This window comes from Endozoicomonas sp. ALD068 (assembly GCF_049310145.1).
Classification (GTDB): Bacteria; Pseudomonadota; Gammaproteobacteria; order Pseudomonadales; family Endozoicomonadaceae; genus Endozoicomonas_A.
The window spans coordinates 3422275-3446212 of record NZ_JBLYNU010000004.1 but is presented as its reverse complement, the minus strand read 5'-3'; the positions used below and the strand labels follow the sequence as shown (position 1 = coordinate 3446212).

General features: G+C 47.5%; 23 protein-coding genes. 7 read left to right on the top strand and 16 right to left on the bottom strand.

The window, feature by feature from the left end; translation table 11 throughout:
- Positions 1-2: 2 nt before the first annotated feature.
- From ACO6V5_RS11975 to ACO6V5_RS11955, 5 genes are all read right to left on the bottom strand, one after another.
- Positions 3-608 carry a DUF416 family protein gene (locus ACO6V5_RS11975; protein WP_422132850.1) on the bottom strand — a complete coding sequence of 202 codons (606 nt, stop codon included), beginning with the start codon at positions 606-608 and terminating at the stop codon, positions 3-5.
- 120 nt (positions 609-728) lie between these two features.
- Positions 729-1214 (bottom strand): hypothetical protein, encoded by a 486-nt coding sequence (locus ACO6V5_RS11970; RefSeq protein WP_422132851.1) that lies wholly within the window; start codon positions 1212-1214, stop codon positions 729-731.
- A gap of 623 nt (positions 1215-1837) precedes the next feature.
- Positions 1838-2404 carry an elongation factor P-like protein YeiP gene (gene yeiP, locus ACO6V5_RS11965; protein WP_422132852.1) on the bottom strand — a complete coding sequence of 189 codons (567 nt, stop codon included), beginning with the start codon at positions 2402-2404 and terminating at the stop codon, positions 1838-1840.
- Between the two features lie 114 nt (positions 2405-2518).
- Positions 2519-2941: a DUF3301 domain-containing protein gene (locus ACO6V5_RS11960; protein WP_422132853.1), complete on the bottom strand. Its 423-nt coding sequence runs from the start codon at positions 2939-2941 to the stop codon at positions 2519-2521.
- Positions 2942-3032: 91 nt separating this feature from the next.
- Positions 3033-3221, bottom strand: a complete 189-nt coding sequence (locus ACO6V5_RS11955; protein ID WP_422408867.1) for a hypothetical protein — start codon at positions 3219-3221, stop codon at positions 3033-3035.
- A gap of 382 nt (positions 3222-3603) precedes the next feature.
- Between ACO6V5_RS11955 and ald the strand changes: the two genes are divergently transcribed.
- Positions 3604-4725 carry an alanine dehydrogenase gene (ald, locus tag ACO6V5_RS11950; protein ID WP_422137400.1) on the top strand — a complete coding sequence of 374 codons (1122 nt, stop codon included), beginning with the start codon at positions 3604-3606 and terminating at the stop codon, positions 4723-4725.
- Between the two features lie 170 nt (positions 4726-4895).
- A complete protein-coding gene (locus ACO6V5_RS11945) occupies positions 4896-5351 on the top strand; it encodes a GNAT family N-acetyltransferase (protein WP_422132856.1) in 456 nt (151 codons plus the stop codon).
- Between the two features lie 70 nt (positions 5352-5421).
- On the opposite strand, the gene ACO6V5_RS11940 is transcribed toward ACO6V5_RS11945, so the two are convergent.
- Positions 5422-6915 carry a CoA-acylating methylmalonate-semialdehyde dehydrogenase gene (locus ACO6V5_RS11940; RefSeq protein WP_422132857.1) on the bottom strand — a complete coding sequence of 498 codons (1494 nt, stop codon included), beginning with the start codon at positions 6913-6915 and terminating at the stop codon, positions 5422-5424.
- A gap of 534 nt (positions 6916-7449) precedes the next feature.
- Here ACO6V5_RS11940 and ACO6V5_RS11935 point away from each other — a divergent pair.
- Positions 7450-7842, top strand: coding sequence for a hemerythrin domain-containing protein (locus ACO6V5_RS11935; protein WP_422492203.1), 393 nt, complete (start codon positions 7450-7452; stop codon positions 7840-7842).
- 101 nt (positions 7843-7943) lie between these two features.
- Here ACO6V5_RS11935 and ACO6V5_RS11930 read toward each other — a convergent pair whose 3' ends face one another.
- The 7 genes from ACO6V5_RS11930 to ACO6V5_RS11900 all read right to left on the bottom strand — a co-directional run bounded on the left by ACO6V5_RS11930 (position 7944) and on the right by ACO6V5_RS11900 (position 18433).
- The gene (locus ACO6V5_RS11930; protein ID WP_422137401.1) at positions 7944-9902 is read right to left on the bottom strand and encodes an acetoacetate--CoA ligase; all 1959 of its coding nucleotides are present in this window, start codon (positions 9900-9902) and stop codon (positions 7944-7946) included.
- A complete protein-coding gene (locus tag ACO6V5_RS11925) occupies positions 9899-10810 on the bottom strand; it encodes a hydroxymethylglutaryl-CoA lyase (protein WP_422408870.1) in 912 nt (303 codons plus the stop codon). The genes ACO6V5_RS11930 and ACO6V5_RS11925 overlap by 4 nt, the downstream gene beginning before the upstream one ends.
- Positions 10800-12851 (bottom strand): acetyl/propionyl/methylcrotonyl-CoA carboxylase subunit alpha, encoded by a 2052-nt coding sequence (locus tag ACO6V5_RS11920; RefSeq protein ID WP_422408872.1) that lies wholly within the window; start codon positions 12849-12851, stop codon positions 10800-10802. Before ACO6V5_RS11920 ends, ACO6V5_RS11925 begins: the two co-directional genes overlap by 11 nt.
- Complete coding sequence (locus ACO6V5_RS11915) at positions 12848-13633, bottom strand: enoyl-CoA hydratase-related protein (protein ID WP_422137404.1); 786 nt, start codon at positions 13631-13633, stop codon at positions 12848-12850. Before ACO6V5_RS11915 ends, ACO6V5_RS11920 begins: the two co-directional genes overlap by 4 nt.
- 17 nt (positions 13634-13650) lie before the next feature.
- On the bottom strand, positions 13651-15258 hold the full coding sequence (locus tag ACO6V5_RS11910; RefSeq protein WP_422132862.1) for a carboxyl transferase domain-containing protein: 1608 nt from the start codon (positions 15256-15258) through the stop codon (positions 13651-13653).
- A 161-nt stretch (positions 15259-15419) separates the two neighbouring features.
- Positions 15420-16583, bottom strand: a complete 1164-nt coding sequence (locus ACO6V5_RS11905; RefSeq protein WP_422132863.1) for an isovaleryl-CoA dehydrogenase — start codon at positions 16581-16583, stop codon at positions 15420-15422.
- Between the two features lie 275 nt (positions 16584-16858).
- Entirely contained in the window at positions 16859-18433 is a 1575-nt protein-coding gene (locus tag ACO6V5_RS11900; RefSeq protein ID WP_422408875.1) for an F-box/WD repeat-containing protein, read from the bottom strand.
- A gap of 688 nt (positions 18434-19121) precedes the next feature.
- Here ACO6V5_RS11900 and ACO6V5_RS11895 point away from each other — a divergent pair.
- The 3 genes from ACO6V5_RS11895 to ACO6V5_RS11885 all read left to right on the top strand — a co-directional run bounded on the left by ACO6V5_RS11895 (position 19122) and on the right by ACO6V5_RS11885 (position 20395).
- Positions 19122-19784 carry a TetR family transcriptional regulator gene (locus ACO6V5_RS11895; protein ID WP_422132865.1) on the top strand — a complete coding sequence of 221 codons (663 nt, stop codon included), beginning with the start codon at positions 19122-19124 and terminating at the stop codon, positions 19782-19784.
- 121 nt (positions 19785-19905) lie between these two features.
- Positions 19906-20199 (top strand): helix-turn-helix transcriptional regulator, encoded by a 294-nt coding sequence (locus tag ACO6V5_RS11890; RefSeq protein WP_422492111.1) that lies wholly within the window; start codon positions 19906-19908, stop codon positions 20197-20199.
- The gene (locus ACO6V5_RS11885) at positions 20129-20395 is read left to right on the top strand and encodes a hypothetical protein (RefSeq protein ID WP_422137144.1); all 267 of its coding nucleotides are present in this window, start codon (positions 20129-20131) and stop codon (positions 20393-20395) included. Before ACO6V5_RS11890 ends, ACO6V5_RS11885 begins: the two co-directional genes overlap by 71 nt.
- A 45-nt stretch (positions 20396-20440) precedes the next feature.
- Here ACO6V5_RS11885 and ACO6V5_RS11880 read toward each other — a convergent pair whose 3' ends face one another.
- The 3 genes from ACO6V5_RS11880 to ACO6V5_RS11870 all read right to left on the bottom strand — a co-directional run bounded on the left by ACO6V5_RS11880 (position 20441) and on the right by ACO6V5_RS11870 (position 22758).
- Positions 20441-21190 carry an HAD-IIA family hydrolase gene (locus ACO6V5_RS11880; protein ID WP_422132866.1) on the bottom strand — a complete coding sequence of 250 codons (750 nt, stop codon included), beginning with the start codon at positions 21188-21190 and terminating at the stop codon, positions 20441-20443.
- Between the two features lie 150 nt (positions 21191-21340).
- Positions 21341-22360: an acyltransferase gene (locus ACO6V5_RS11875; RefSeq protein WP_422132867.1), complete on the bottom strand. Its 1020-nt coding sequence runs from the start codon at positions 22358-22360 to the stop codon at positions 21341-21343.
- A 53-nt stretch (positions 22361-22413) separates the two neighbouring features.
- Positions 22414-22758, bottom strand: a complete 345-nt coding sequence (locus tag ACO6V5_RS11870; RefSeq protein WP_422137409.1) for an antibiotic biosynthesis monooxygenase family protein — start codon at positions 22756-22758, stop codon at positions 22414-22416.
- Between the two features lie 254 nt (positions 22759-23012).
- On the opposite strand from ACO6V5_RS11870, the gene ACO6V5_RS11865 reads away from it, so the two are divergent.
- A complete protein-coding gene (locus ACO6V5_RS11865; protein WP_422132869.1) occupies positions 23013-23621 on the top strand; it encodes an HNH endonuclease in 609 nt (202 codons plus the stop codon).
- Positions 23622-23938 lie beyond the last annotated feature (317 nt).

The following is a 23938-nucleotide window of genomic DNA, read 5'->3' as shown; positions in this document are numbered from 1 at the left end:
AATCACTCAAGACTGATACCAATGTGGCTGATTCCTTCATTCCTGGCCAAAGCCCTGATCTGTTTCATAACATCGGGGCTTTGCTTGCTTCTGCTGATTTGATCCAGCAGTTCTTTAATAAACGCAATCTGTTGCTGATAAAGCTCATGCTGCTCAACATACTGTTGGAGTTCAGTCCCTTTAAGCTCTTCAGCTTCTGTATACTTAACGAATTTACCAATGGTGCTCAGTGAGAGTGTCAAGGCACTGGCTGTCTCTCCAGCATCAGGTTCCATAGCACAGTTAACGGCACATATCGTACTGATAACACTGTCGTAAGCTGGAATGGCGCCAAACATCTCCCACTCATCAAGGTCGGGTACATTCGGCTCAAGCTTCTCCAGAAGACGCTCAAAGTTTTTGGCTGATTGATAGCCTGCGACGTTATCCCAGAGCATATTAAGAGAGTGTCGAACGTCTTCGGGAAGTCCAAACTCTGTCAGTTCGGCAAACAGGGCAAAGTTGGGCCAGCTTCTTTCACAGACAGCAGTTGTGACTGCTACGAGCTTCCAGGCTGGAAGTTTATGCAGTTGACGCAAGAACTGAGCGTATTGTCGATGTGTGTTCAAGGTGAAACCTCAGGCCAGAATATCTGGACAGGGATTCTAACGGGATTATACCGGGAAGGCACTGCTTGGAAGAAGTTCCTGAGTCAGTTAGAGCTTTGGCTACAAATCATAACCCTTTAATTAGATCTGCCATTTGAAGTTAACAGTGAAAGAATCCAGATCATAATCAGAATTGAGCTCAATTGTAGAATTATCGAACATGCAGGTTTCTGCTTTGACGTTACTGCTGAATTGGACCTTACCACAGTCGCCGAATTCGAACTGTGTTTTTTCCTTGATGAAGTCCATGCCTTCTTTGATGGGTCTGGCAACACCAATGTAGTCAAGCCCGAGAAATGCAGCACTGGCGGCAGCCTGTTCGGCCAGCTTTTTGGGATCGCTAACAGCTTTGTATACAAAAGAGCTGACTTTTTTCTGGTTTACTTTGGATTTTTCCCGGATAGACAACTCAGGCATTCTATTGACGTTTTTTGATCGCTTAGTAGTTATGGTGGAGAACGGGTCAATCATCGAAACATCACGAGAGTAGACAGTGCTGTAATGAGGGGACCCTGAAAGATAATGACCTTCCGAGTCCGACAGTGCTACAACCGGGAACAAAGTCATGAAAAAGCACGACCCCCATTTGCAACATGCACTAGAGCTGTTTAAAGATTTGCTTCCATCCATGGTGCTAACCCTTAGTTAGCGCTGAATGCGCTTCCATCCAAATTATATTGCCAGTCTATACGACATGCTGGCAATAGAAAAACCCCTACTATTCAGTTAAGCATGTTCAGGCTGAAGTGCCTTGAATTTCCTGCTCAATATAGCGACATAATATATATGTTTTTTCGTTATTATATTGTGAAATAATTTCTCAGGATGGCCGTGATGAATGGTACAAAAAGAGAAAAACACCTCGTTATCCATTCGTTGTGTATTGGGACCATATAGTTAGTTATATTCCTTCGTATTTATTTCACTTATTACTGGTTTTTTCCTTGAACTATGAAATCTACAAGAAAACTCTGGTATCTGACCTTATCGGCCACGGGGTTGCTATCTTGACCCTTTTGCAGGCTCTGGGCTGTGAATGACCAATACTATCTGGTCATAATGCCCTGACATTAGGTGACCGAGCGAATGTATTGACTCCAATGGCGATCGTTTTTAACAGCGCACTCAAGTGCACTGTTGAAGGTTTAAATCGCAGAAGGTTTGAAGAGCCAAAAAGGTATGATCCGACTTTATGCTCTGGACATGAATTTGCCTGTCTCTGTATTAATCTTGATGATTTCTCCGGTACTCAGGTATTCTGGAACCTGAACTTCAAGACCGGTAGTCAATCGTGCTGTTTTGGTTCGAGCAGCAGCAGAAGCACCTTTAATCGCGGGAGAGGTATCAATAATTTCCAGAGCGATAGATGACGGTAGTTCAATAGCCAGTAGCTGACCATCGACCAAGAGAGCGATCAGTCCTTCCATGCCATCAGACATATAGGGAAGTTGCTCTTGAATGGTGCTTGAGTTAACCAGATATTGGCTGTAGTCCTCACTGTCCATAAAGGTAAATTCATCACCTTCACGATAGAGAAGCGAAACTGTTCGGCGGAGTAAGTCGACATCAGCAAACTGATCGTCACCTGTGCAGGTCATCTCCAGCTTTTGGCCATCGGGAATGGAGCTGAAACGAAACTTGTAGAGGGTTGAGGCACCGCGAGCGGACGGACTCTTGGTTTCCTGCTGTCGAACGATACAATACTGGTTTTCAATTTGAACAATCTGACCTTTCTTCAGATCTTTGGCATGGGCCATTTGTTTTAACCTCGGTTCAAAGGGGGCTGGCAAATTCTATCACAGGACAGAAATTGCCATCGGCTCGTTAATCATTTGTATATTGGGTCTGAATGTTTGGGCTAAAACGATGTACTAGGGCTTCGTGTCCTGGTAGTTTGTCAGATCAACTGCATCAGATGGGTTGTTATTCTTGGGCTGAGTATCCTCTGAATACTCTGTAGACATGATCAGATTCGAAGTTTGCTGTTCTTCAGGGTTAGTGTATTGCAAATTCACTACCTGCAAGTATTGACCGAGCAAGCGTATATGACCCGGGTAACGCTGAATCCCATCGGGTGTAAATTCAAAACTGAAATCTCTGGCAAGGCGCATCTGACCGTCTGGACTGCGCTTGAAACGTGTAGAATAACGAACCACTGTCCCATCAAGAAGCTGTAAGTTCATTTCCTTGCAGGCACGTCTGCCATGCATGATCGCGATCTCTCTTGCTTTTGTTGTATCAGCCCAGTACCAGGCAAAAGCTGCTCCAAGTAGCATCCAGATGATAATATTCATAGGGGCATTTTATAGCCAAGCAAGATAGAAAAGCTATGTCTCAAGCGTTTCTTTACAAGTTGTGGCGTTTTTCTGAGTAATAAACCAGAAATCAGTGCAGATGTCTTGGATTGCTGGCTTTACCAATGGGCTTTCCATCACGGTCAATGATCTTTTCTCTGGGGTCGACTCTGTAAATTCTTCTGAAGTATTCCGCCGTCAGGGCTTTCTGATCAGCAAACTGCTTGATGTCTACGCCAACCCGGTTGAGATATTCAAGCATAAAAATGGTGTCGGGCACGTTAGCCTCCAACTATTGGCTCCATAAAGTGACTCTCTACTATCCAGATCATCCATTCCAGGTTCTGGTCGAACAAAGGTCTCACTGAAATTCGAAACCAGAATAGCAGCAATATGTTTCGTTTCTTTGACTTGGTACGTGCTTTCTCCAATCTTTAAAGCCTCTTTATTGTTTCTATTGACTAACCCCTGGGAGTCTTTTTCCTCTTCGCTTGCGGTGAGGCAGTTGATTGCCTGAAAATTTCTGGAGTTGGTGATTTTATTTGTAGTGTTAGTTTTTTTGGTTGAATATTCTGAAAAAAATTTCAAATAAAAATAATTCACTAAACCGAGGGTCTTATACTAGTTTATAAGCGTAGATAAAGCTTGGGCTGGGGGAATATATGCTGGTAGGTGTGCCGAAAGAAATAAAAAATCATGAGTATCGAGTCGGGTTGACACCCGCTGCAGTTAAGGAACTCGTGGCACAGGGACATGAAGTTATGGTTGAAATGAATGCCGGAGCAGGTATTGGTTTCACCGATGATTGTTATGAGAATGCCGGAGCTACTGTTGTTAAAAGTGCCGAGGCAGTTTTCAAAAAGGCTGAGCTGATTGTTAAGGTCAAGGAACCTCAGGCTATTGAAAGAGCAAGGCTGCGTCCTCACCATACTCTCTTTACTTACCTTCATCTGGCGCCAGACGTTCCTCAAACTCAGGATCTGATTGAATCAGGAGCTACCTGCATTGCTTATGAGACTGTAACAGATGCTAATGGTCGTCTGCCTTTGCTGGCACCCATGTCAGAAGTCGCTGGTCGTATGTCTATTCAGGCTGGCGCCCACTGTCTCGAGAAGTCCCAGTCAGGTCGTGGCGTACTCATGGGCGGTGTTCCGGGTGTAGATCCTGCGAAGGTTGTCATTATCGGTGGCGGTGTTGTTGGTCAAAATGCTGCAGCTATGGCTGTTGGCATGGGGGCAGACGCTGTTATTCTGGATCGCTCTGTGGACACTCTCAGACAGCTTGACGCCCGCTATGGCAACCGTATTAAAACCGTGTTTTCTACTCATCATTCTATTGAAGAGCATGTACTGACAGCTGATCTGCTGGTAGGCGGAGTTCTGCTGCCAGGTGCTGCCGCACCCAAATTGGTGACCAGAGATCTTGTCAGCAGAATGAAGCGTGGCTCTGTTATTGTTGATGTTGCTATTGATCAGGGTGGTTGTGTTGAAACGTCCAGACCCACCACCCATGATGATCCTACCTTCATCGTGGATGGTGTTGTTCACTACTGTGTGGCCAACATGCCAGGTGCCGTGGCAAGAACTTCTACAGTGGCACTGACAAATGCAACGCTGCCATATGTTCTGGACATTGCCAATAAGGGGACTCGTAAAGCTCTTGAGGATAATTCACACCTGCTGGAAGGTCTTAACGTCTGCAAAGGCATAGTGACCTGTGAGAGCGTTGCTCAGGTACAAAACCTGACCTACAGATCTGCTGCTGAAATGCTGTCTGAAATCTGATTTAAGGTTATCTGAACCGAAAACTCTGGTTTGCTTTTGGAAGCCAGAGTTTTTTGTTTTTAATTCTTGAGAGATGGTCCGGCGAGCAGGATACTCTGTTGGGTAGCTCGTTACTTAACAGTGAATAGATATTCACACACAGGTTGATTGATTTTGGGTTGGATTCGGGTTTGATTAATTGGCAATGGTCCAGGTTTGAAGAACTTACCGGGCAGGAAGTATATAGCATTCTTAAAGCCCGTCAGGATGTCTTTATCGTTGAGCAGGATTGCCCTTATCACGATGCGGATGGGGTTGATCAAAGGTGTCTGCACTTATCAGGCTGGAGGGAAGGTGAAAATAATCTTGCGGCCTATCTGAGGATTATACCCCCATCCTCCCCCGAATCTGTTGTGGCTATTGGTCGTGTTATCACTACATACTCTTACCGTGGTGGCGGGTTGGGCAAAGAGTTGATGAAACGAGCGGTAGAAAAAGCCACCGAACTCTTTCCTGAGTATGATCTTTATCTCAGTGGTCAGGCTCACCTTCAAACATTTTATGGCGCTTATGGCTTTAAAGCTGAAGGTGACATCTATGAGGAAGATGGTATCCCCCATATTGCTATGTTTTTAAGAAGATCTTGATGACCGGCCGCTCCTGTTGTCTCTGACAACTGATTCTGCTGTGTGCCAGCTTCTAATGTTCAGTGGCTATTCATTTCATGGTAGGAATGACAAACTCTGCGCCTGGTCTGATTCCGATTGGCCAACGAGAAGTAATAGCTTTGCGACGTGTATAAAACTTCACACCTTCCATGCCGTGCATATGCAGTGGACCAAACAGAGACCGCTTCCAGCCGCCAAAGCTGTGGAATGACATTGGGACTGGAATGGGTACATTAATACCGACCATGCCGATCTGGATGTCATGGGCAAACTGTCGGGCACTGTTGCCATCACGAGTGAATATGGCAGCACCGTTGCCGTATTCATGATCATTGATCAGGGTGACCGCTGTCTCATAATCAGGCACTCGTACTATCGACAGTACCGGTCCGAATATCTCTTCCCGGTAAATGGACATATCGGTGGTAACATTGTCGAACAGGCAGCCGCCCAGAAAGTAACCCTCTTCGTGGCCCTCAACGGAAAAATTTCTGCCGTCCACGACCAGTTTGGCACCCTGGGCAATACCGGCATCCACATAACCTGATACCTTGCTGCGGTGCTCCTGGCTGATGAGTGGACCCAGTTCAATACCAGACATCAGACCGTTACCCACCTTCAAGGCTTTCACTCTCGGAGTCAGGCGTTCAATCAGTGCATCCGCTACATCACCCACAGCAACTGCAACAGAAATAGCCATACAGCGTTCGCCCGCAGAACCATAGGCAGCACCTATCAGTGCATCAACGGCCTGATCAAGATCAGCATCTGGCATAATAACCATGTGGTTTTTGGCTCCACCCAGAGCCTGAACGCGCTTTCCGTGGTGGCAGCCTTTCTGATAGATATACTCAGCAACAGCTGTAGAGCCAACAAAACTGACGGCCTGAACATCCCTTGAGGCGAGGATAGTATCAACAGCTTCCTTATCACCATTGACCACATTCAAAACACCATCGGGAAGACCGGCTTCTTTCATCAACTCGGCCAGACGGAAAGGAACTGAGGGGTCTTTTTCTGAAGGTTTGAGAATAAACGTGTTACCGCAGGCAATGGCCAGGGGGAACATCCACATGGGAACCATGGCCGGGAAGTTAAAAGGTGTGATTCCGGCCACTACGCCCAAGGGTTGGCTGACGGACCAGGCATCCACATCAGTTCCCACATTTTCTGTGTATTCCCCTTTCAGCAGGTGAGGAATACCACAAGCGAATTCTACGACTTCCAATCCACGGGTAATATCGCCATGAGCATCTTCCAGAACTTTTCCATGTTCTCTGGTCAGCATTTCAGCCAGCTCATTACGGTGTCTTTCAACCAGTTCCCTGTATTTGAAGAGAAGTCTTGCGCGATTTAGTGGGGTGACATTTCGCCATTGCTCAAAAGCCTGTTTGGCTGTGGCTATAGCAACCTCGACCTCCATGGCACTGGCCAGAGAAACAGAAGCTTCCTGCTGTCCGGTAGCAGGGTTAAAAACGGGTAACTGTCGTGCGCTGGGTGCAGAGGGCAAGCCGGCGATGAAATGGTTGATTTGAGCACTCATGTCAGGGCTCCTTACAGTTCATTACTTTTATTGTTCAGAGTGAAACCATTACCTTTTTAAGGTTACGGGAATTCAGTCTCCGTATGAAGAGGCTGTCGCAAAACTCCAACAACTCCTTTGACTCAAGAACTTCTGGATTACGGCTGACTGCAGTTATTCTGCGAACCTGCTCAAATGGTTGTTGAGCAGGTTGACTTGAATAGTGGCAAAATAAGGCATTGGAGCAACCCTTCGGAAATATTCTGTAAATAGAATAGATCCAGCTTTCAGAATGTGAGAGGGTTTTTATTCACTTGACTCCATAGAGGGCTGTCTATTCTCGAGCCCCGGGCTGAAATGTCTGAATGTCTTGAAGATCCCTTAAGTTTTCTTTCAGAGCTGGCATTTCATAATTAAGAAGAACAAGGGAGGGAGTGTGCTATGTCGCTGCCGATCAATAGACTTGTGAAGGATCATGAGCACCTTTTGCGGCTGCTCGATTGTTTGGATCACGCCGGATACAAAGATGACAGTCAGCGTACACCCAAAGTCTGACTGATCCTCGATGTTCTGGATTACCTGCATAATTATCCGGACAGCTTCCATCACCCACTGAAATCCCGATTGCTATCCCGTCTCCGTCCGAGACTGACTGATGCCAGCCAGCGCAATCTTATGGCAGAAGTAGAGGCTGAACATAAAGAAATACGTCAGTTAACCACCAGTTTGATAGAGCGCTTCAATGCTCTGGCTATGGATCAGGTTATCCCGGTCAATCAGCTGTTGGCGGAATATCAAAAATACGTTGAGTTGCAAAGGGCTCACATAAAGAAAGAAAACAGGGTTTTAATCCCGGCGATAAAAGCGATTCTGACGGAGGAAGACCTTAAGCAGGTAAGTGAGGCTTTGAAAGAGACTCCAGATCCTCTTTTTGGAACCCATACTTGAGAATCCTATGAAAATCTGTATCAGTTTGTGGTGGGCGCTCCTGTCGATCGGGAGGTTTCCAAAGCGCATTGACAAACTGCTGCCTCAAGGGCGACAGCCCCTTAATCCTGAAGTTCTGGTCGCTTTCGGAAATACTCTAAAGCTTCCGGGTTCGCCAGGGCTTCGACATTGGCAACTGGTTTGTCATGGACAACATCCCTAACGGCCAGCTCAACAATCTTGCCATTGATGGTCCTGGGAATATCCGGTGTCTGTAGTACAACCGCAGGCACATGACGGGGCGTTGTATTGTCTCGAATGGCCTTTTTAATTTCGTGGATAAGTTCGTCATCCAGTGTGGCACCATCTCGTAACTTAACAAACAGAACAACCCTGATATCGCCTTTCCACTCCTGACCAATGGCAATGCTCTCAAGCACCTGCTCTACCCTTTCAACCTGTCGGTAAATTTCCGCAGTCCCGATTCTTACGCCACCCGGATTCAGGACAGCATCTGCCCGACCGTGAATGATCACCCCCTTATTTTCTGTCAGCTCACCAAAGTCTCCATGGGCCCAGACACCCGGGAACTGGCTGAAATAGGCTTTGTGATAGTTTTTATTTTCGGGATCATTCCAGAATCCATTGGGCATGGATGGAAAACTGCTCTGACAGGTCAGTTCACCCTTCTCTTCCAACAGAGGCTTGCCTTCAGGGCTGACAAACTGAACGTCCATTCCCAGTCCGCGGCACTGAATCTCCCCTTTATTAACTGGTAAGGCAGGGCAGCCCAGAGCAAAGCAGGAGATGATATCGGTGCCACCAGAAATAGAAGACAGGCACAGATCTTTTTTGATGTGCCGGTATACGTAATCAAAGCTCTCGTGAAGCAGAGGAGAGCCCGTAGACAGAATAGTCTTCAGCCTTGGTAAAGAGTGAGATTCAGCAGGCTTAACCCCGGCTTTTTCCAATGCCGCAATGTATTTTGCACTGGTGCCAAAAACAGTGATGCCTTCTTCTTCCGCCATATCTATAAGACTTCGCGGTTCGGGATAGAAAGGGGAACCATCATAAAGAACGACAGTGGCACCCAAAGCAAGAGAGGAAACCAGCCAGTTCCACATCATCCAGCCGCAAGTAGAGAAGTAGAAGATAATGTCTTCGGGTTTTAAATTCGTGTGTAAAGACAATTCCTTCAGGTGTTGCAGAAGGGTTCCGCCATGTCCATGCACGATGCACTTTGGTGCTCCGGTCGTGCCTGAAGAGTACATAATGAACAGAGGATGATTAAAGTCCACCGCTACAAACTCAGGTGTATCAATGTCTTGAATAATAAAATCGTCGTATAAGACCGATGAGGTTCGGGAACTGATATCGGCATCACCGCTCAGGAATGGCACAATGACGGTTTGTTCGATAGAAGGGATCTGTGCCTGAAGGGATTGAACCTTTTCCAGACACTGAATCGGCTTACCATTATAAAAATAGCCATCAATACTGAGCAGTACTTTTGGTGTGATTTGCCCAAAACGGTCCAGAACGCCCTGAATACCGAAGTCTGGCGAACAGGACGACCAGATAGCTCCCAGGGCGGTAGTAGCCAGCATCATGATCAGGGTTTCAGGGCAGTTGGGCATAAAAGCTGCTACCCTGTCTCCTTTGCTGACCCCTGCCGCTTTCAGTCCTGCCTGAGCTGCCGCGACCGCTTTAGTCAGTTCGCCACAACTCAAGGTGGTACGGTGGCTGTCTTCGCGTCTGAAAACCAGCGCATCTTTTGTAGCCTTCTCAGCATCTTTGCCATGTCGCAGCATGTGTTCTGCATAGTTGAGAGTCGAGTCCGGGAACCACTCTGCTCCCGGCATTTGATCATGGTTGCAGATGGCAGAGGGTGGGGAGTGAAAGTGAATATCGACAAATTTTGCCAGGTTTTCCCAGAAAGCATAACGATCACTGACACTCCAGTCATAGAGGGAGTGGTAGTCAGTCAGCTGCTGAACGGTACTGTCATTGACAGACTGAATGAATGTATGAAGATTTGATGTTTGAATCCGGTTCTCGTCAGGTGTCCAGAGCTGCGTCATATGCGATCCTGTTTTATTTTTTTTAAAGCCAGTCCAGTGTTCGAGTGAGAACGAATACCCAGTTGATGACAGATGAAGGCAGCGGCCTCCAAAAGCTTGTCCATCCGCACGCCGGTTTTGATGTTCAGACCTTCCATTAGATAGAGCACATCTTCGGTCGCAACATTGCCAGAGGCCCCCGGTGCATAGGGGCAGCCGCCCAGACCTGCAACCGCCGAATCCACAACCGCCAGACCTTCCTCAAGGGATGCGTAAATATTGGCTAATGCCTGTCCGTAAGTATTGTGATAGTGAGCAGCAAGGTGTTTGATAGACACTTCACGACAACAGGCTTCCAGAACTCTTTTAACCCGAAGAGGTGTTCCTGTGCCCAGGGTATCTCCAAGGGATACTTCGTAACATCCCATTTGATAGAGCGCTTTAGTCACTTCAGCCACTTGCCGAGGTGAGGTTGCACCATCATAAGGACAACTGATAATGCAAGAAACATAGCCTCTGACGGGCATATTATTCTGTCTGGCCAACTCCATAACCGGTTCAAAACGTTTAAGGCTCTCGGCAATGGAGCAGTTAATATTTTTCTGACTGAAACCTTCGGAAGCTGAGGCAAACACTGCGGCCTCGTCCGCTCCTGCCTTCAGGGCATCTTCCATCCCCCTGAGGTTGGGGGTCAAAGCCGTGTAAACAACGTTACTTTGTCGCTTAATGGTCTGGAATACCTGATCCGAGCCCGCCATCTGAGGAACATAGTTGGAGGAAACGAAACTGCCGGTTTCAATGTGCTCAAGACCAGACTGAGACAGTAAGTTGACCAGTTCTACCCGGGTTTCTGAAGACGCTGGCGTTGGCAGATTCTGTAGCCCGTCACGGGGTCCAACTTCAACAATGCGGACAGATTCAGGCAGCATTTTCGTTTTCCTTTGTACCCTTGCTCAAGGCTTCCTGAAAACTCATGAGTGAAGAACCAGCGTCCACTCGGTCGCCTTCCTTGTAAAAGATCGACTCAATCATTCCGCCGCAGGGAGCATGAATGGTATGTTCCATTTTCATGGCTTCCATAACCATTAAAGGGGCTCCGGCATTGACCTGCTGTCCCTCTGAGACCATGACAGAGCTGACGGTTCCGTTCATTGGTGCTGACATGGCTTCAGAACCATCGTGAGCGGTCAGGCATTGTCCTGAAAGACACAGCTCGACACTGAAGTGCGGGAAGAATATTTTCAGTCTGGCTTCCGGTAGGGGAAGCACACGACATTGTGATGTTAATTGTGTCGAAGAGAACTCTGTGTGATCGCCAATCAACAGTTGTCCCGACAAACAACCAGACTCTGCCTCATACCAGTGGATATCAGCCTGACAATAGCCATCAGGCAGACTCACCCTGAATCCTTCAGACACTTTTTCCAGTGAAATCAGATAGGGTTGTTGGTTCAGAAAGAGAGTCATTTGAGACGGTGCTGAAGCAGCCGGTAACGACCCCTCGTATTGAGATTGATGGAATTGATAAAGGGCTCCTGCAATCAACGACATTCTTAGTTGATCATGATCCAGCTCTATCTGAGGTGGATGTTGATCAATAAAATGTGTGGATAATCCAGCTTCTCTGAAAGCGGGCTCATTGATCAGATGCAGCAGAAAATCACGGTTATCACTTAAGCCAGCCTGTTGATAGTCAGACAAAGCCCGGGACATTTTATCAATAGCAGATTCACGATTTTCAGCCAAGACTACCAGTTTTGCCAGCATCGGATCATAGTGACTGGAAATATAATCTCCCTGTCGTATACCTGTATCGATGCGGACGTGATCTACTGCTTGAGGCCATTGCAAGTTCATGATTTTCCCTGAAGAGGGTAAAAAATCATGATCGGGGCTTTCGGCATAAATGCGAGCTTCAAGGGCATGACCATGACATTGCAGCTGGTCCTGGGTCAGAGGTAAGGATGCACCTGCGGCAATAGCCAGTTGCCATTCAACCAGATCCTGTCCGGTAATTGCCTCAGTGACCGGATGCTCGACCTGAAGTCGTGTATTCATTTCCATAAAGTAGAAACGTTCACCGTCGACCAGGAACTCAACCGTACCGGCTCCGCGATACTGTATCGCCTTACCCGCTGAGACTGCTGCCTCTCCCATACTTTTTCGCATGGCATCGGAAAGATCAGGTGCGGGGGCTTCTTCGATGACTTTCTGATGACGTCGCTGCAAGGAGCAGTCACGATCGAAGAGATAAACACCTTCATTGTTATGATCGAAAAAGATCTGAACTTCTACATGGCGAGGTTGGGTGATATACGACTCCAGAAGTAAGTGGTCATCGGCAAAACTTTTCAGGGCCTCTCTTCGGGCCGCCTGAAGGCCTTCCTGTAACTGGTCGTGATGCTCAATAATTCTCATGCCCTTGCCGCCGCCACCCAAGGCGGCTTTGACCATCAGGGGGTAACCGATGCGCTCCGCCTCCAGGTTCAGGGTTTCATCAGACTGATCGGAACCGTGGTAACCGGGACAAATAGGAACACCGGCTTTTTCCATCAGGGTTTTGGCTTCACTTTTTGAACCCATTGCTCTGATGGCTTCGTGCCCGGGTCCAATGAAGTGAATGCCGGCGTCATGACATGCGAGGGCAAAGTCGGCATTCTCAGACAGAAACCCATAGCCGGGATGTACTGCCTGGGCACCGGATTGTTTTGCTACTTCAATCAGTTTGTCGCTGCACAGGTAGCTTTTCTGTGCAGGTGAAGGGCCAATATAATAAGCCTCATCGGCCAGGGTTTTGTGAAGGGCCTGGTAATCCGCATCAGAGTAGACTGCGACTGTTCTGACTCCCAGTTTTCTGGCGGTTCTTATTACCCTGCAGGCGATTTCACCCCGGTTGGCAATGAGGATTTTATGGAAATGCTTTACATTCTGGAGACTGTTGTCCGAGTTCATGGCTGTATTCTTGCTCATGGCTGTCTCCATGAAGGTTTGCGTTTTTCAAGGAATGATGCCAGACCTTCCTGACCTTCCGGAGAAACTCTGATCCGGGCTATCTCCCGGCAAGCCAGTTCAACAAATTCATCATCAATGGGCCTGTTATGAACACTGTGCAGCATGCTTTTTGCCAGTCGGGTCGCTGCCGGAGCATTCCCCAGAAGCTGTTGGGTCAGTTCATCGGCTTTGGCATCAAGTTCTGATTCAGGCGCCAGTTCATGCAGCAATTCCAACTCAAGTGCTTTTTCTCCGGAAAAGACTTCCGCACTGAGGAAGTAACGACGAGCTTGACGGGTGCCAATGGCCTGGACAACGTATGCGCTGATGACGGCTGGAATCAGGCCAATCCTGACCTCACTCAGGCTGAATCGGGTGTTGTCAGCGCCAACTGCGATATCACAGGCACAAATCAGTCCTATGGCACCACCGAATGCAGCACCCTGAACCACCGCCATAGTTGGTGCAGGAAAGTGATTCAGGGTGTAGAGCAGTTCTGATAGTGTGCGTGCGTCGTCGTAGTTTTCCTGCTCACTGAGATGAATGGCGTTCTTCATCCAGTTAAGGTCACCTCCGGCAGAAAAATGTTTGCCGGAGCCCCTCAGTTGCAGGAGTCGAGTCTCTTCGCCAGACAGCTGTTTCAGGGCATCAATCAGTTCGCTGATCAGTTCCGCATTAAAGGCATTGCCCACTTCCGGACGATTCATGGTAATGGTGGCAACACCATTGCCGCTGGTTTCGATAATGAGAGAGTTGCTCATGGTATTACTTCCCTGGCTCACATTCTGAACACGCCGAAGCGAGTCTCTTCAATGGGCGCATTGAGGGTTGCAGAAAGGCTCTGTCCCAGAATGTCACGGGTATTGACGGGGTCAATAATGCCGTCGTCCCAGAGCCGGGCACTGGCATAAATCGGGTTGCCCTTTTGGTCATAGGTTTCGATGACCGGTGTTTTTATGGCGGCCTCTTCGTCAGCAGAAAGAGTTTTTCCTTTTCGGGCCAGGCTGTCTTTTTTAACCTGGGCCAGAACTTCGGCGGCCTGTTCACCGCCCATGACCGAAATTCTTGCATTGGGCCAGGTCCATAGAAATCTTGGATCATAAGCCCGGCCACACATACCGTAGTTGCCAGCACCAAAACTGCCGCCAATGATGACGGTGAGCTTTGGCACGGTTGCACAGGCTACTGCATTCACCATTTTGGCGCCGTCTTTCGCTATGCCTCCAGCTTCATATTTTGAACCCACCATAAAGCCTGTGATGTTTTGCAGGAAAATCAAAGGTATACGTCTTTGACAGCATAATTCAATAAAGTGAGCCCCTTTTTGGGCTGATTCCGAGAAAAGAACACCGTTGTTAGCCAAAATACCGACCGGGTGACCATGAATTCTGGCAAAGCCGCAGACCAGAGTGTTGCCATAGCGGGCCTTGAATTCATCAAATTCGGAGCCATCGACGATTCGGGCAATGACTTCTCGAACGTCATAATTCTGTTTCAGATCAGAAGGGATAAGGCCATAGAGCTCGCCAGGATCATAGACTGGAGGAACAGGCTTTTCTAATGCAACGGAGTGTTTTTTCTTTTTGTTCAATCTGCCAATGGCGTGTCTCACAAGTTCAAGCGCATGGGCATCATTTTCGGCCATGTGGTCAGCCACCCCGGATTGTTCACAATGAACTCTGGCTCCACCCAGTTCTTCTGCCGTGACCTCTTCACCGGTAGCGGCTTTGACCAGCGGTGGTCCTGCCAGAAAAATGGTGCCCTGATTTCTGACGATAATGGTTTCGTCTGCCATAGCCGGCACATAGGCTCCTCCCGCCGTACAGGAGCCCATAACCGCTGCAATCTGGGGGATTCCTTTGGCAGACATATTGGCCTGGTTAAAGAAGATGCGACCGAAGTGTTCTCTGTCTGGAAATACTTCATCCTGATAGGGAAGGTTGGCCCCTCCGGAATCCACCAGGTAAATGCAGGGAAGATGATTTTGTTCAGCTATGGTTTGGGCGCGCAGGTGCTTTTTTACTGTAAGCGGGAAGTAGCTGCCGCCTTTCACAGTAGCATCGTTGGCCAGGATCATACATTCGATGCCAGCAACAAAACCTATACCTGCAACAACACCGGCGCAGGGAGCGTCATTATCATAGATGTCTGTGGCGGCAAAACGGCCTATTTCAAGAAAGGGAGAATTGGGATCAAGCAACTGGGCAATACGATCCCTGGCTAATAGTTTACCTCGGGCAATATGGTTTTCTCTGGATCTTTGACTGCCGCCCCGGGCAATGGTCTCAAAGCGTGTATTGATCTGGTCTACCAGGGCCTGCATATGTCGCCGGTTCTTGTGGAATTCGGGACTGTCGGGTGCCACTTTTGAAGATAATACGGGCATATTGATCGCCTCTGATGAAGCCGTTTCGTTTGCACATAGTCTTGCAGCGTTGCGATAGAGGTCAGATCACATCCAGCATGCCAAGGCCATGGCTGTTTGAGAGCTTATTATTCTTGTTATGGCAGCATGGTTCCCTGAAGGGGCAATACTGCGTGTCGCTGTTAGCATGACTCCTGGAACAGCTCCCTGCCAATCAGCATACGACGGATTTCTGATGTACCAGCACCTATCTCATAAAGTTTGGCGTCTCTGAGCAGGCGACCTGTCGGGTATTCATTGATGTAGCCATTGCCTCCCAGAATCTGAATGGCGTCCAGTGCCATCTGAGTAGCTCGCTCAGCACAATAAAGAATGACACCGGCTGCGTCTTTTCGGGTACTTTCACCACGATCGCAGGCTGCTGCAACCGCATAAAGGTAAGCTTTACTGGCATTCATCTGGCTGTACATGTCAGCCACTTTGCTCTGAATCAACTGAAATTCACCAATGGATTTGCCAAACTGTTTACGATCGTGGATGTAGGGGATCACGATATCCATACAGGCTTGCATAATGCCGGTCGGGCCACCGGACAGAACGACCCTTTCATAGTCCAGACCACTCATGAGTACAGCTACCCCTTCATTGACGTTGCCCAGTACATTTTCTGCAGGCACTTCGCAATCTTCAAACACCAGCTCACAGGTGTTCGAGCCTCTCATGCCCAGTTTGTCCAGTTTTTGTGCGCGGGAGAAACCCCTGGCGTCTCGTTCAACGATGAATGCGGTGATTCCCCGGGAACCTTTTTTGGGTTCGGTTTTGGCGTAAATGACGTAAATGTGGGCATCAGGGCCATTGGTGATCCACATTTTATTGCCATTCAGAATATATCTGTCGCCTTTTTTTTCGGCTTTCAGTTTCATACTGATAACATCAGACCCAGCGTTGGGTTCGCTCATGGCCAGAGCACCGATGTGCTCACCACTAATCAACTTGGGAAGGTATTTCTGCTTCTGTGCTCTGTTGCCGTTGCGACAGATCTGGTTTACGCACAGATTGGAGTGTGCGCCATAACTGAGTGCAACGGAGGCGGAAGCGCGGCTGATCTCTTCCATAGCGATGACATGCGCGAGATAACCCATGCCAGAGCCGCCAAACTCTTCTTCTGCTGTTATACCGAGCAAACCCATCTCTCCGAACTTCTGCCAGAGGTGCATGGGGAACTGGTTGCTCCTGTCGATTTCCTGTGCGAGTGGAGCAATTTCATGATCGCAAAACTGTCTGACCTGCTCTCTCAGCAGATCATTGGTTTCACCCAGATTGAAGTTGAATGTCAGGTAACTCATTGAAAGCATCTTTGTTTAAATTGTTCTTAGACTATAGGCATTGATTGGCTAAAGCATTTCAATTTGTGGCTACAGTCCCGAAGATCTTTCTGTACATCCATCTAAACGTCAGTTATCGGATAAATAACTTCAGAATATAATCTTAGTGTTCCACTTCTTGGAGTCAACGTAAATGCTTATTGTTGAAAGTTGAATACAGGGATTAAGGTGGGACCCGGATTTTTTGCCCATTCCAGCAGACGTTCTTATGTCCACCCATTTTGCTTGCAATGTCCTTAAGGCACATGTAATTGGTCTTTCCTTTGCAGTTCAGTGATTCTCAGCTGATGAGATGCATTGATGGTCAACACATGTCGGCCATCGCTGCTGATGGTGGCTAACACGATCCTCGACTTGCGCCGAATAGTGGCTTTTTTGACCCAGGACCCATCGCCTCCGAGACCATAAATTTGAGCCTCTTTGTCTTTGTTGGCGATCGTCAATACATGGCAACCATCGGCACTAAAGGTGGCTGATCGGACCCAGCCCTTGTGGGTAATGGTGATTTTTTTTGCCCATGATCCGGGCGCCTTCTGGCCATAGATTGTCGCCGTGTGATCATCACTGGCGGTCACTAGATGACGGCCATCGGCGCTGAAGTCAGCTGATGTGACTGCCCCCTGTTGTTCAATGGTGGCTTCTTCTTCCCATGATCCGGGCGCCTTCCGGACATAGATTTTCGCCTTGCGATCAGCGCTGGCAGTCACCACACGGTTGCTATCGCTACTGAAGTTGGCTGAGTAGACCTTATCACGATGAGAAATCGTGGTTATTGCTTTCCATGATCCATCGTCCAGCAGGTCATAGATTTTTGCCGTACCATCCACGCTGGCGGTTGCCAGATGGTGGCCATCCGTGCTGAAGGTGGCAGAGCGGACATTATCCTCATGGTGAATGGCGGTTTTTACTTTCCATGATCCATCCTCTTCCTGACCATAGATTGTTATGGTGTTATCTGAATCGATAACTAACAGATGTCCGCCATCGAAGCTTAAACTGGCTGACACGATCGAACCATTATGGTTAATAGTGGCTTTTTGTTCCCAGGATCCATAGGTCTCCTGTCCATTGATTTTCACCACTCCATCCGAACTGGCGGTCATTACAAGGTGATCATCGGCGCTGAAGGTGGCAGAGAGGACAACACCTTTATGGCGAATAGTGACTATTTCTTGCCATGATCCATCGTCACCCTGACCACAGATTTTCGCTTTGCCATCATGAATACCGGCGCTCACCACATGACGACTATCGTGACTGAAGATGGCGAATCTGAGCCAGCAGTCATGGGGGATTTTGGCTTCTTGTACCCATGACCCATTGATCTTCTGGCCATAGATTATCGCCTTTTTATCCATACCGGTGCTCACCAGATGGTAGCCATCGGCGCTGAAGGTAGCCTTGCAGATTGTATTACTATGGCTAAATTTGTTTTTTTCCACTAATTCAAATTTTTCACATTGAGACATCAGTTTACTGTTGGTGAAAAGAAGGTCGGCAGGAAAATGAGTCATATTTCGTTGTTCTATAAGTGACTTGATGGTGTCCTCATATGCGAACGGCTGCAGCCAATGACGGAGTTTTTCCTCATCTTTTTTTGTCGTAGCAATGGTATTGAGTTGATATTGGTGTGGTGAAGGAAACCGGCGATACCAGGCTCTTTCCACAGTCTTATTTGTTTTAATAAATGTGTGAAAATGTTTGCATACCATTGCTAAACCGGTGACCTCTCGAAAATTTAAATGGCCAATAATCATCAATGTTGGTATGCGGGGCAAACTGAGGAATAAAGATTCATTTTTGTCACACACAGTGACGTTCCTACCTGCACTTATACCCCTTGGCGCTTCCTCTGATCGGGATTGCTTAAGTATATGTGAGAGTGAATCGTTAATGCTGGGATTTCTTTCTACAGGGGAAAACATGTCTGGTTACTCCATAGTCAGTTTGTATTCTCTCCTTGAGAGGCTTTTCAAAATTGATTAATGAAGGTTGGAAACGGTTTTAGAATGAAAGTTCATAACATTAAGGTAAGTGAAGCTAACTAAATTGCGAATAAGTCCCTCTAATCTACAATAATCTCTTCCAAACCAGGGAGCTGGCTTGGCTGTCCTTCACCCTGCCCATAGCATTCAGGAGAACGCAGGCTGACAAGGAACACCCTCTTCGGGACAGGGAGAATGGAAGCCATTTTTTAACCGGTGCAGCGGAATTAAGACTTCAGCTCTCACTGGGGTTCGCCCTCAAAGACTACAGGTGTTAAGCTTGCGTTCAATTTAAGAAGCTTTAAATACTGCTATTAAACGGCATTGAACAGGAAGTGCTGCCAGTGTCTCATCATTGAGAACGGCAAAAGGGTTTTATGATCGGCATTTCTCTGCCAGACAACGTAGGCGGTCTACGACAGCGGGCAGCCTTTATAACTGAGTTGGCTCGTTCTTTTTGAATGATATTAAAGTGAGTAATTAAGCTAGATAGCTTAACCTTTGTGGCAACACTATGAATGCAATTATACGTCTGACAGACGCTAAGGAAGCACTGATAAGAGCAGCGGAAAAGCTGATAGCCGAAAGAGGGCTCGATGCTGTTTCGGATCGTGAAATAGCCAGAGCTGCAGGACAGAAGAATAACTCTGCTGTTCAGTACCATTTTGGTGACCGGGCCGGATTGATTAATGCAATTCTGGATTTCCGGATGATCCCTCTCAACCAAAAACGTCACGAGATGCTGGATGAACTCCTTAACCGCAAGGAACCTCCAACAACCAGAGATTTAGTTAAGGTTCTATTGCTTCCCTACATGGAAAACCTTACAGGCTCAAGAGAAGATAGCTCCTATACCAGTCTGGTCAGTCAGCTGTTCCAGCGTGGCAATCAACAGATCGTTGCCATGGATACCCCCAGAAGCAGCTCTCTGGTTCGTATGACTGAAGCATTTGCTACCACCTTGCCACACTTGAGTGTCAAAGAGCGCCATGCCCGGCTCACTTTCCTGGGTTCCATGGTCGTTCACACGGTAGCTCGCTGGGATCAGCAGTGCCGTCTGGACCCTGAGACCTGGACACCGGAACATATTGTTCAGCAGACCCGGTTCCTCATTGAGTTTCTGGCAGGCGGGATGGATCAGGATGCTCTGCAGAGAGAGCCGAAATCAAGGCTCTGAGTTTCCCGTTTGGAAAGATGCTTCCTCAGAAGTTAAACAGGATTTTTCAAACTAAAAATGAATGTATATAAGTTCATAATGTGAACCTATGTCATAGTGAATGTATATGCATTCATAATTGATGAAAATGAATACTATTGGACAGCAATGTCGAGATCGCCGAAAAGCCAGGGATTGGAATCAGACCGAGGCTGCTAAACAGGCTAAAACCACCCGAAGTGTTATCTCAGCCATAGAAAACGATCGATATCGGGGAGCTTTGTGGGCTCTGAACAATTATCTTGGGTTGCTGGGCCTGGAGCTGACGGTTAAAGATGCTGAAAGACCCACATGGGATGATCTTGATGAGTTATTTAAATATGAATATTTCAGATCAAGACAAACTGGTGAGATTTGGCAAAGGTATTGGTGTTAAAAATCCTTCAAAACGATTGGAAGAGATGGCGGGCATTGCCAGAGATTATATTAACGGCTTTGACCGGTGGGAGTCGTTTCCAGAACTCAGAACTGCCTTGGAGAAGTCCATTGCCAGAGCTATGTCGGTAGCCGGCTCTGGCGTTAGATACAACGTCAAAAGGACTAAAAAGAGAAAGACTGATCGTTATCTGTGAGGCAGGCATTCAGATCACTCAAATTCTGTCTGAGATTAAACCGGCTCAGATAATATCAATATCCGCTACACAATCGAAAATATGGTTGGGCTTGTAAGGAACCTGATCGATATCGGCAAGGCGGGACACACCGGATAAAACCAGAATGGTTTCAAGGCCCGCCTGAAAGCCTGCAAGAATATCAGTGCGCAGGTTGTCACCCACAATAACAGTGTTGTCTGAGTGTGACCCCATCCTGTTCAGGGCGGCACGGATAATCCAGGCACTGGGTTTACCTACGTAGAATGGCTTTTTGCCCGTAATCCGCTCAATAGGAGCACAGAGTGCGCCGCAGGCCGGAGACATATTGGGACCGTGGGTATCAGGGTTTGTGGCAATAAAGCGTGCCCCTTCAGAGACAAATCGGGCACCGGTGTGGATCATGTTCCAGTTATAGTTCCTGGTTTCACCCACGACGACAAAGTCCGGATTGATATCGGTAATGGTAAAGCCTGCCTTATACAGTTCGTGAATCAGGGCACCTTCGCCAATAACATAAGCTTTCTGACCTTCCTGTCGTTTAAGGAATTCTGCGGTGGCCATGGCGGAAGTGAAAAAGCAACTTTCCGGGATAGTGATACCAGCAGAAGCAAAGCGGTTTTGCAGATCTTTTTCGGTCTGGGAGGGGTAGTTGGTCAGCATGATCAGAGAGATGTCCCGCTCCTGCATGCTATGAATGAAATCATCAGCGCCAGGAATCAGGGTGTTGTCATGCAGAATTACGCCGTCAATGTCACAAATCACGCTTTTAGACATAATGCTACCTGATCAGTTTGGACAGTTAGAAGGGCATTATAAGGTGCTTGAAAGCCAGATAGCCAGATAGCTTTTCAGCGGGGAGTTTTACCTCCCCGTTATCGAATAGAATCTGGTCTCTTGCCCGCTACTTTTGCGACATTCTTTAGATCAGGGAACCATCCAGTGGGTTAAACGACTTCGACTGAGTAGCCAGACGAAAGCGGTACTGGCCAGTAAGGTCACAACAGTCCAGAAGGGAATCATGATAATGGCGCTGGCTGGGTAGAGGTCGTAGGCTCTTACGGGCCAGAGCAGAAGAGGATGTACCAGATAGATGCCCAGACTGTAACGGCTGAACATGGAAATAATGTTTTTGCTTCTACCCTGAATCCTGTCGCCATAGTGCTTGGCAAGACAGAAGACCATGGTCGCCACAAGAACGGTATTAATGGTTTTATAGGAGTTAAATCGACCAAAGCTGTACATTCCCTTTTCGGTGCTGAGCCAGAGCACACCACCTAAAGTAAGCACCAGTCCAAGAATACCGCCAAGAATAATCAATGGTTGATGTTTGCGGGTATCATACTTTGCAAGGCAATAACCCCAGATTAAATAACCCCCGTACAGGAGAGTATTGATATGCCAGAAAGTCTCGATCCTGATCAAATAACTCAATGTCAGCCATAACCAGACCCCGGCCATAAATTTAAGCAGATCATCGGGCATGATGTGAACGGCAGGCCTTAGAAAAGGAATAACAAGATAAAGAGGAATAAAATAGTAATAGAAGCCAAGGTGGTACCAGGTGCTTTTATAGGGAAGTTCTTTCAGGGTATCAATGGCCCTGGTCCACTGGTAATCAAAAGTGGGTGAGAGTCCTGCCAGAAAGGAATAAAACATGGCCCAGAAAAGGAAGGGCACCAGAACTTTCATCACCCGTCGTCTGAGGAAGTAATCCAGGTCAAAAGGGCGTTTGTCTGATAAAAACAACATGCCGGTGATCATGATAAAAATAGGAACACACCAGCGGGAAAAACTGTTAAAAGTGACCGCTGTGAGCCAGTCCGACATCGGAATTTGCCCGTAAAGGTCACGATAGGGTCCCAATACGTGGATAATGATCACAGCTACTGCGGCCACAACTCGTAATAGATCCAGATAAAACACAGGTTCTCTTTTTGATGACATTGGCCTGATTCTTCTTGCTGGGTGACCGTATATTATGAAGTTTGCTTCATAGCTTATTCAGGGGGGAAACTACTTATTAAAGTTTGGGTGTAGTGATCCACCTCTGGAAAGGGATCATAAAAGTGATGCAGTAACCGTTTCCGATCCTGATACTCTTCTGACCCTCTGAAGCCTTCAGTGTGATCTTCCAGTGTTTCCCAGTTTACCAAAAGTAGATAACGGCTATCCTTCTCCAGACGTTTTTGTAGCTGATGGTAGAAGTAACCCTTTATGCTGGCAATGGTGTCCTGTGCCTGAGCAAAGGCTCGTTCAAACCCGACCTCCTGGCCCGGTTTTACATCCAGGATGGTTACTGCCAGTATTATTACTTCGCTGTCGTTCTGTTGCAGGGGAGACAAGCTCCGTCCCTTGAAAAAAGACTATCAGAATCCGTTACGGCGTGTCTGCGTTTCCAACTCTGGTTGGGTTGTGGTTTCAGAAAGTCAGTATAGGAGTCAATTCTGATTTAAAATAAATGCAGTTCCTGCCTGTGTTTTTTGAACAAAAGTTCAATTGTTAACAAACAGTTGTCGGGAATAGGGCATTGGCAAGTGCATTTCATTTCGATAAGTTAATAAAAGAGGGTCATGGATGAAAAAACGGGAGCTGAATTATGTATATTCTGCGACTGAATGCTGCCGGACAACCGGTGGAGTGGCTGACCTGGCAGGAGACAGTCTGTCTCTACTCGAGAGACCTGATCCGCTGGAGCCTTGGTGACATCATTTATCGGGTAAGAGGTGGCTATAACCGATGGCTTGGCGCCCAGACGGTCATTGAATTACCCAGCATCATTGCTTGTGGTGGTAAACGACTCTTCCCTGCCCGCACAAATCCAGCCTTAACTAACACTTCTCTTTTTGAACGTGATAATCACCAGTGCATGTATTGTGGCAAGTTCCTGGCACGCCGGTTTTTGACCCGTGACCATATTCTGCCTACCTCAAGGGGCGGACAAGACGACTGGATGAATGTGGTGGCTGCCTGCAAGCGATGCAATCAATTCAAAAGTGATCGTTTGCTGGATGAACTGGATATGACACTGGTGGCGCTACCCTATCGACCGAATGCCGCTGAATATCTGGCTTTAGTGAATAGCCACCGGATTTTGCCGGAGCAGGCGGATTATCTCAGCAGCCAGTTTTCTAAAAACTGTCGCTGGAGTCTTGATCCGGATCGTCTGGACAAAGAGCCTGCACAACTGATTGATGACTTCATTTAATGATTCTTCTCTTTTGTTATGTCTGTCATTGTCGAAAAGCATTTTGTAGACCTACCCTCGGGCAGAGGGAAAGTAAAGTCTGTGGAGGTAATGTAAGTCCTTTGTGCCATACCCATGAAGCAGAAACCTGTGTGAAATCGTGAGAGAGTAGCACCTGTAAAGGAATCCCCTGCTGATTTCTTTGAATCAGCGGGGGAGGATGTCAATAAGTGATCCCTCGCTATCACTTGAGCCTCTGCGTTTTCTGAGTCGTGCAGCAAAAGGCATCCTTGCCCTGATTGCCTGATTATGCGGATGATGCTGAAACCCTCCAGCAT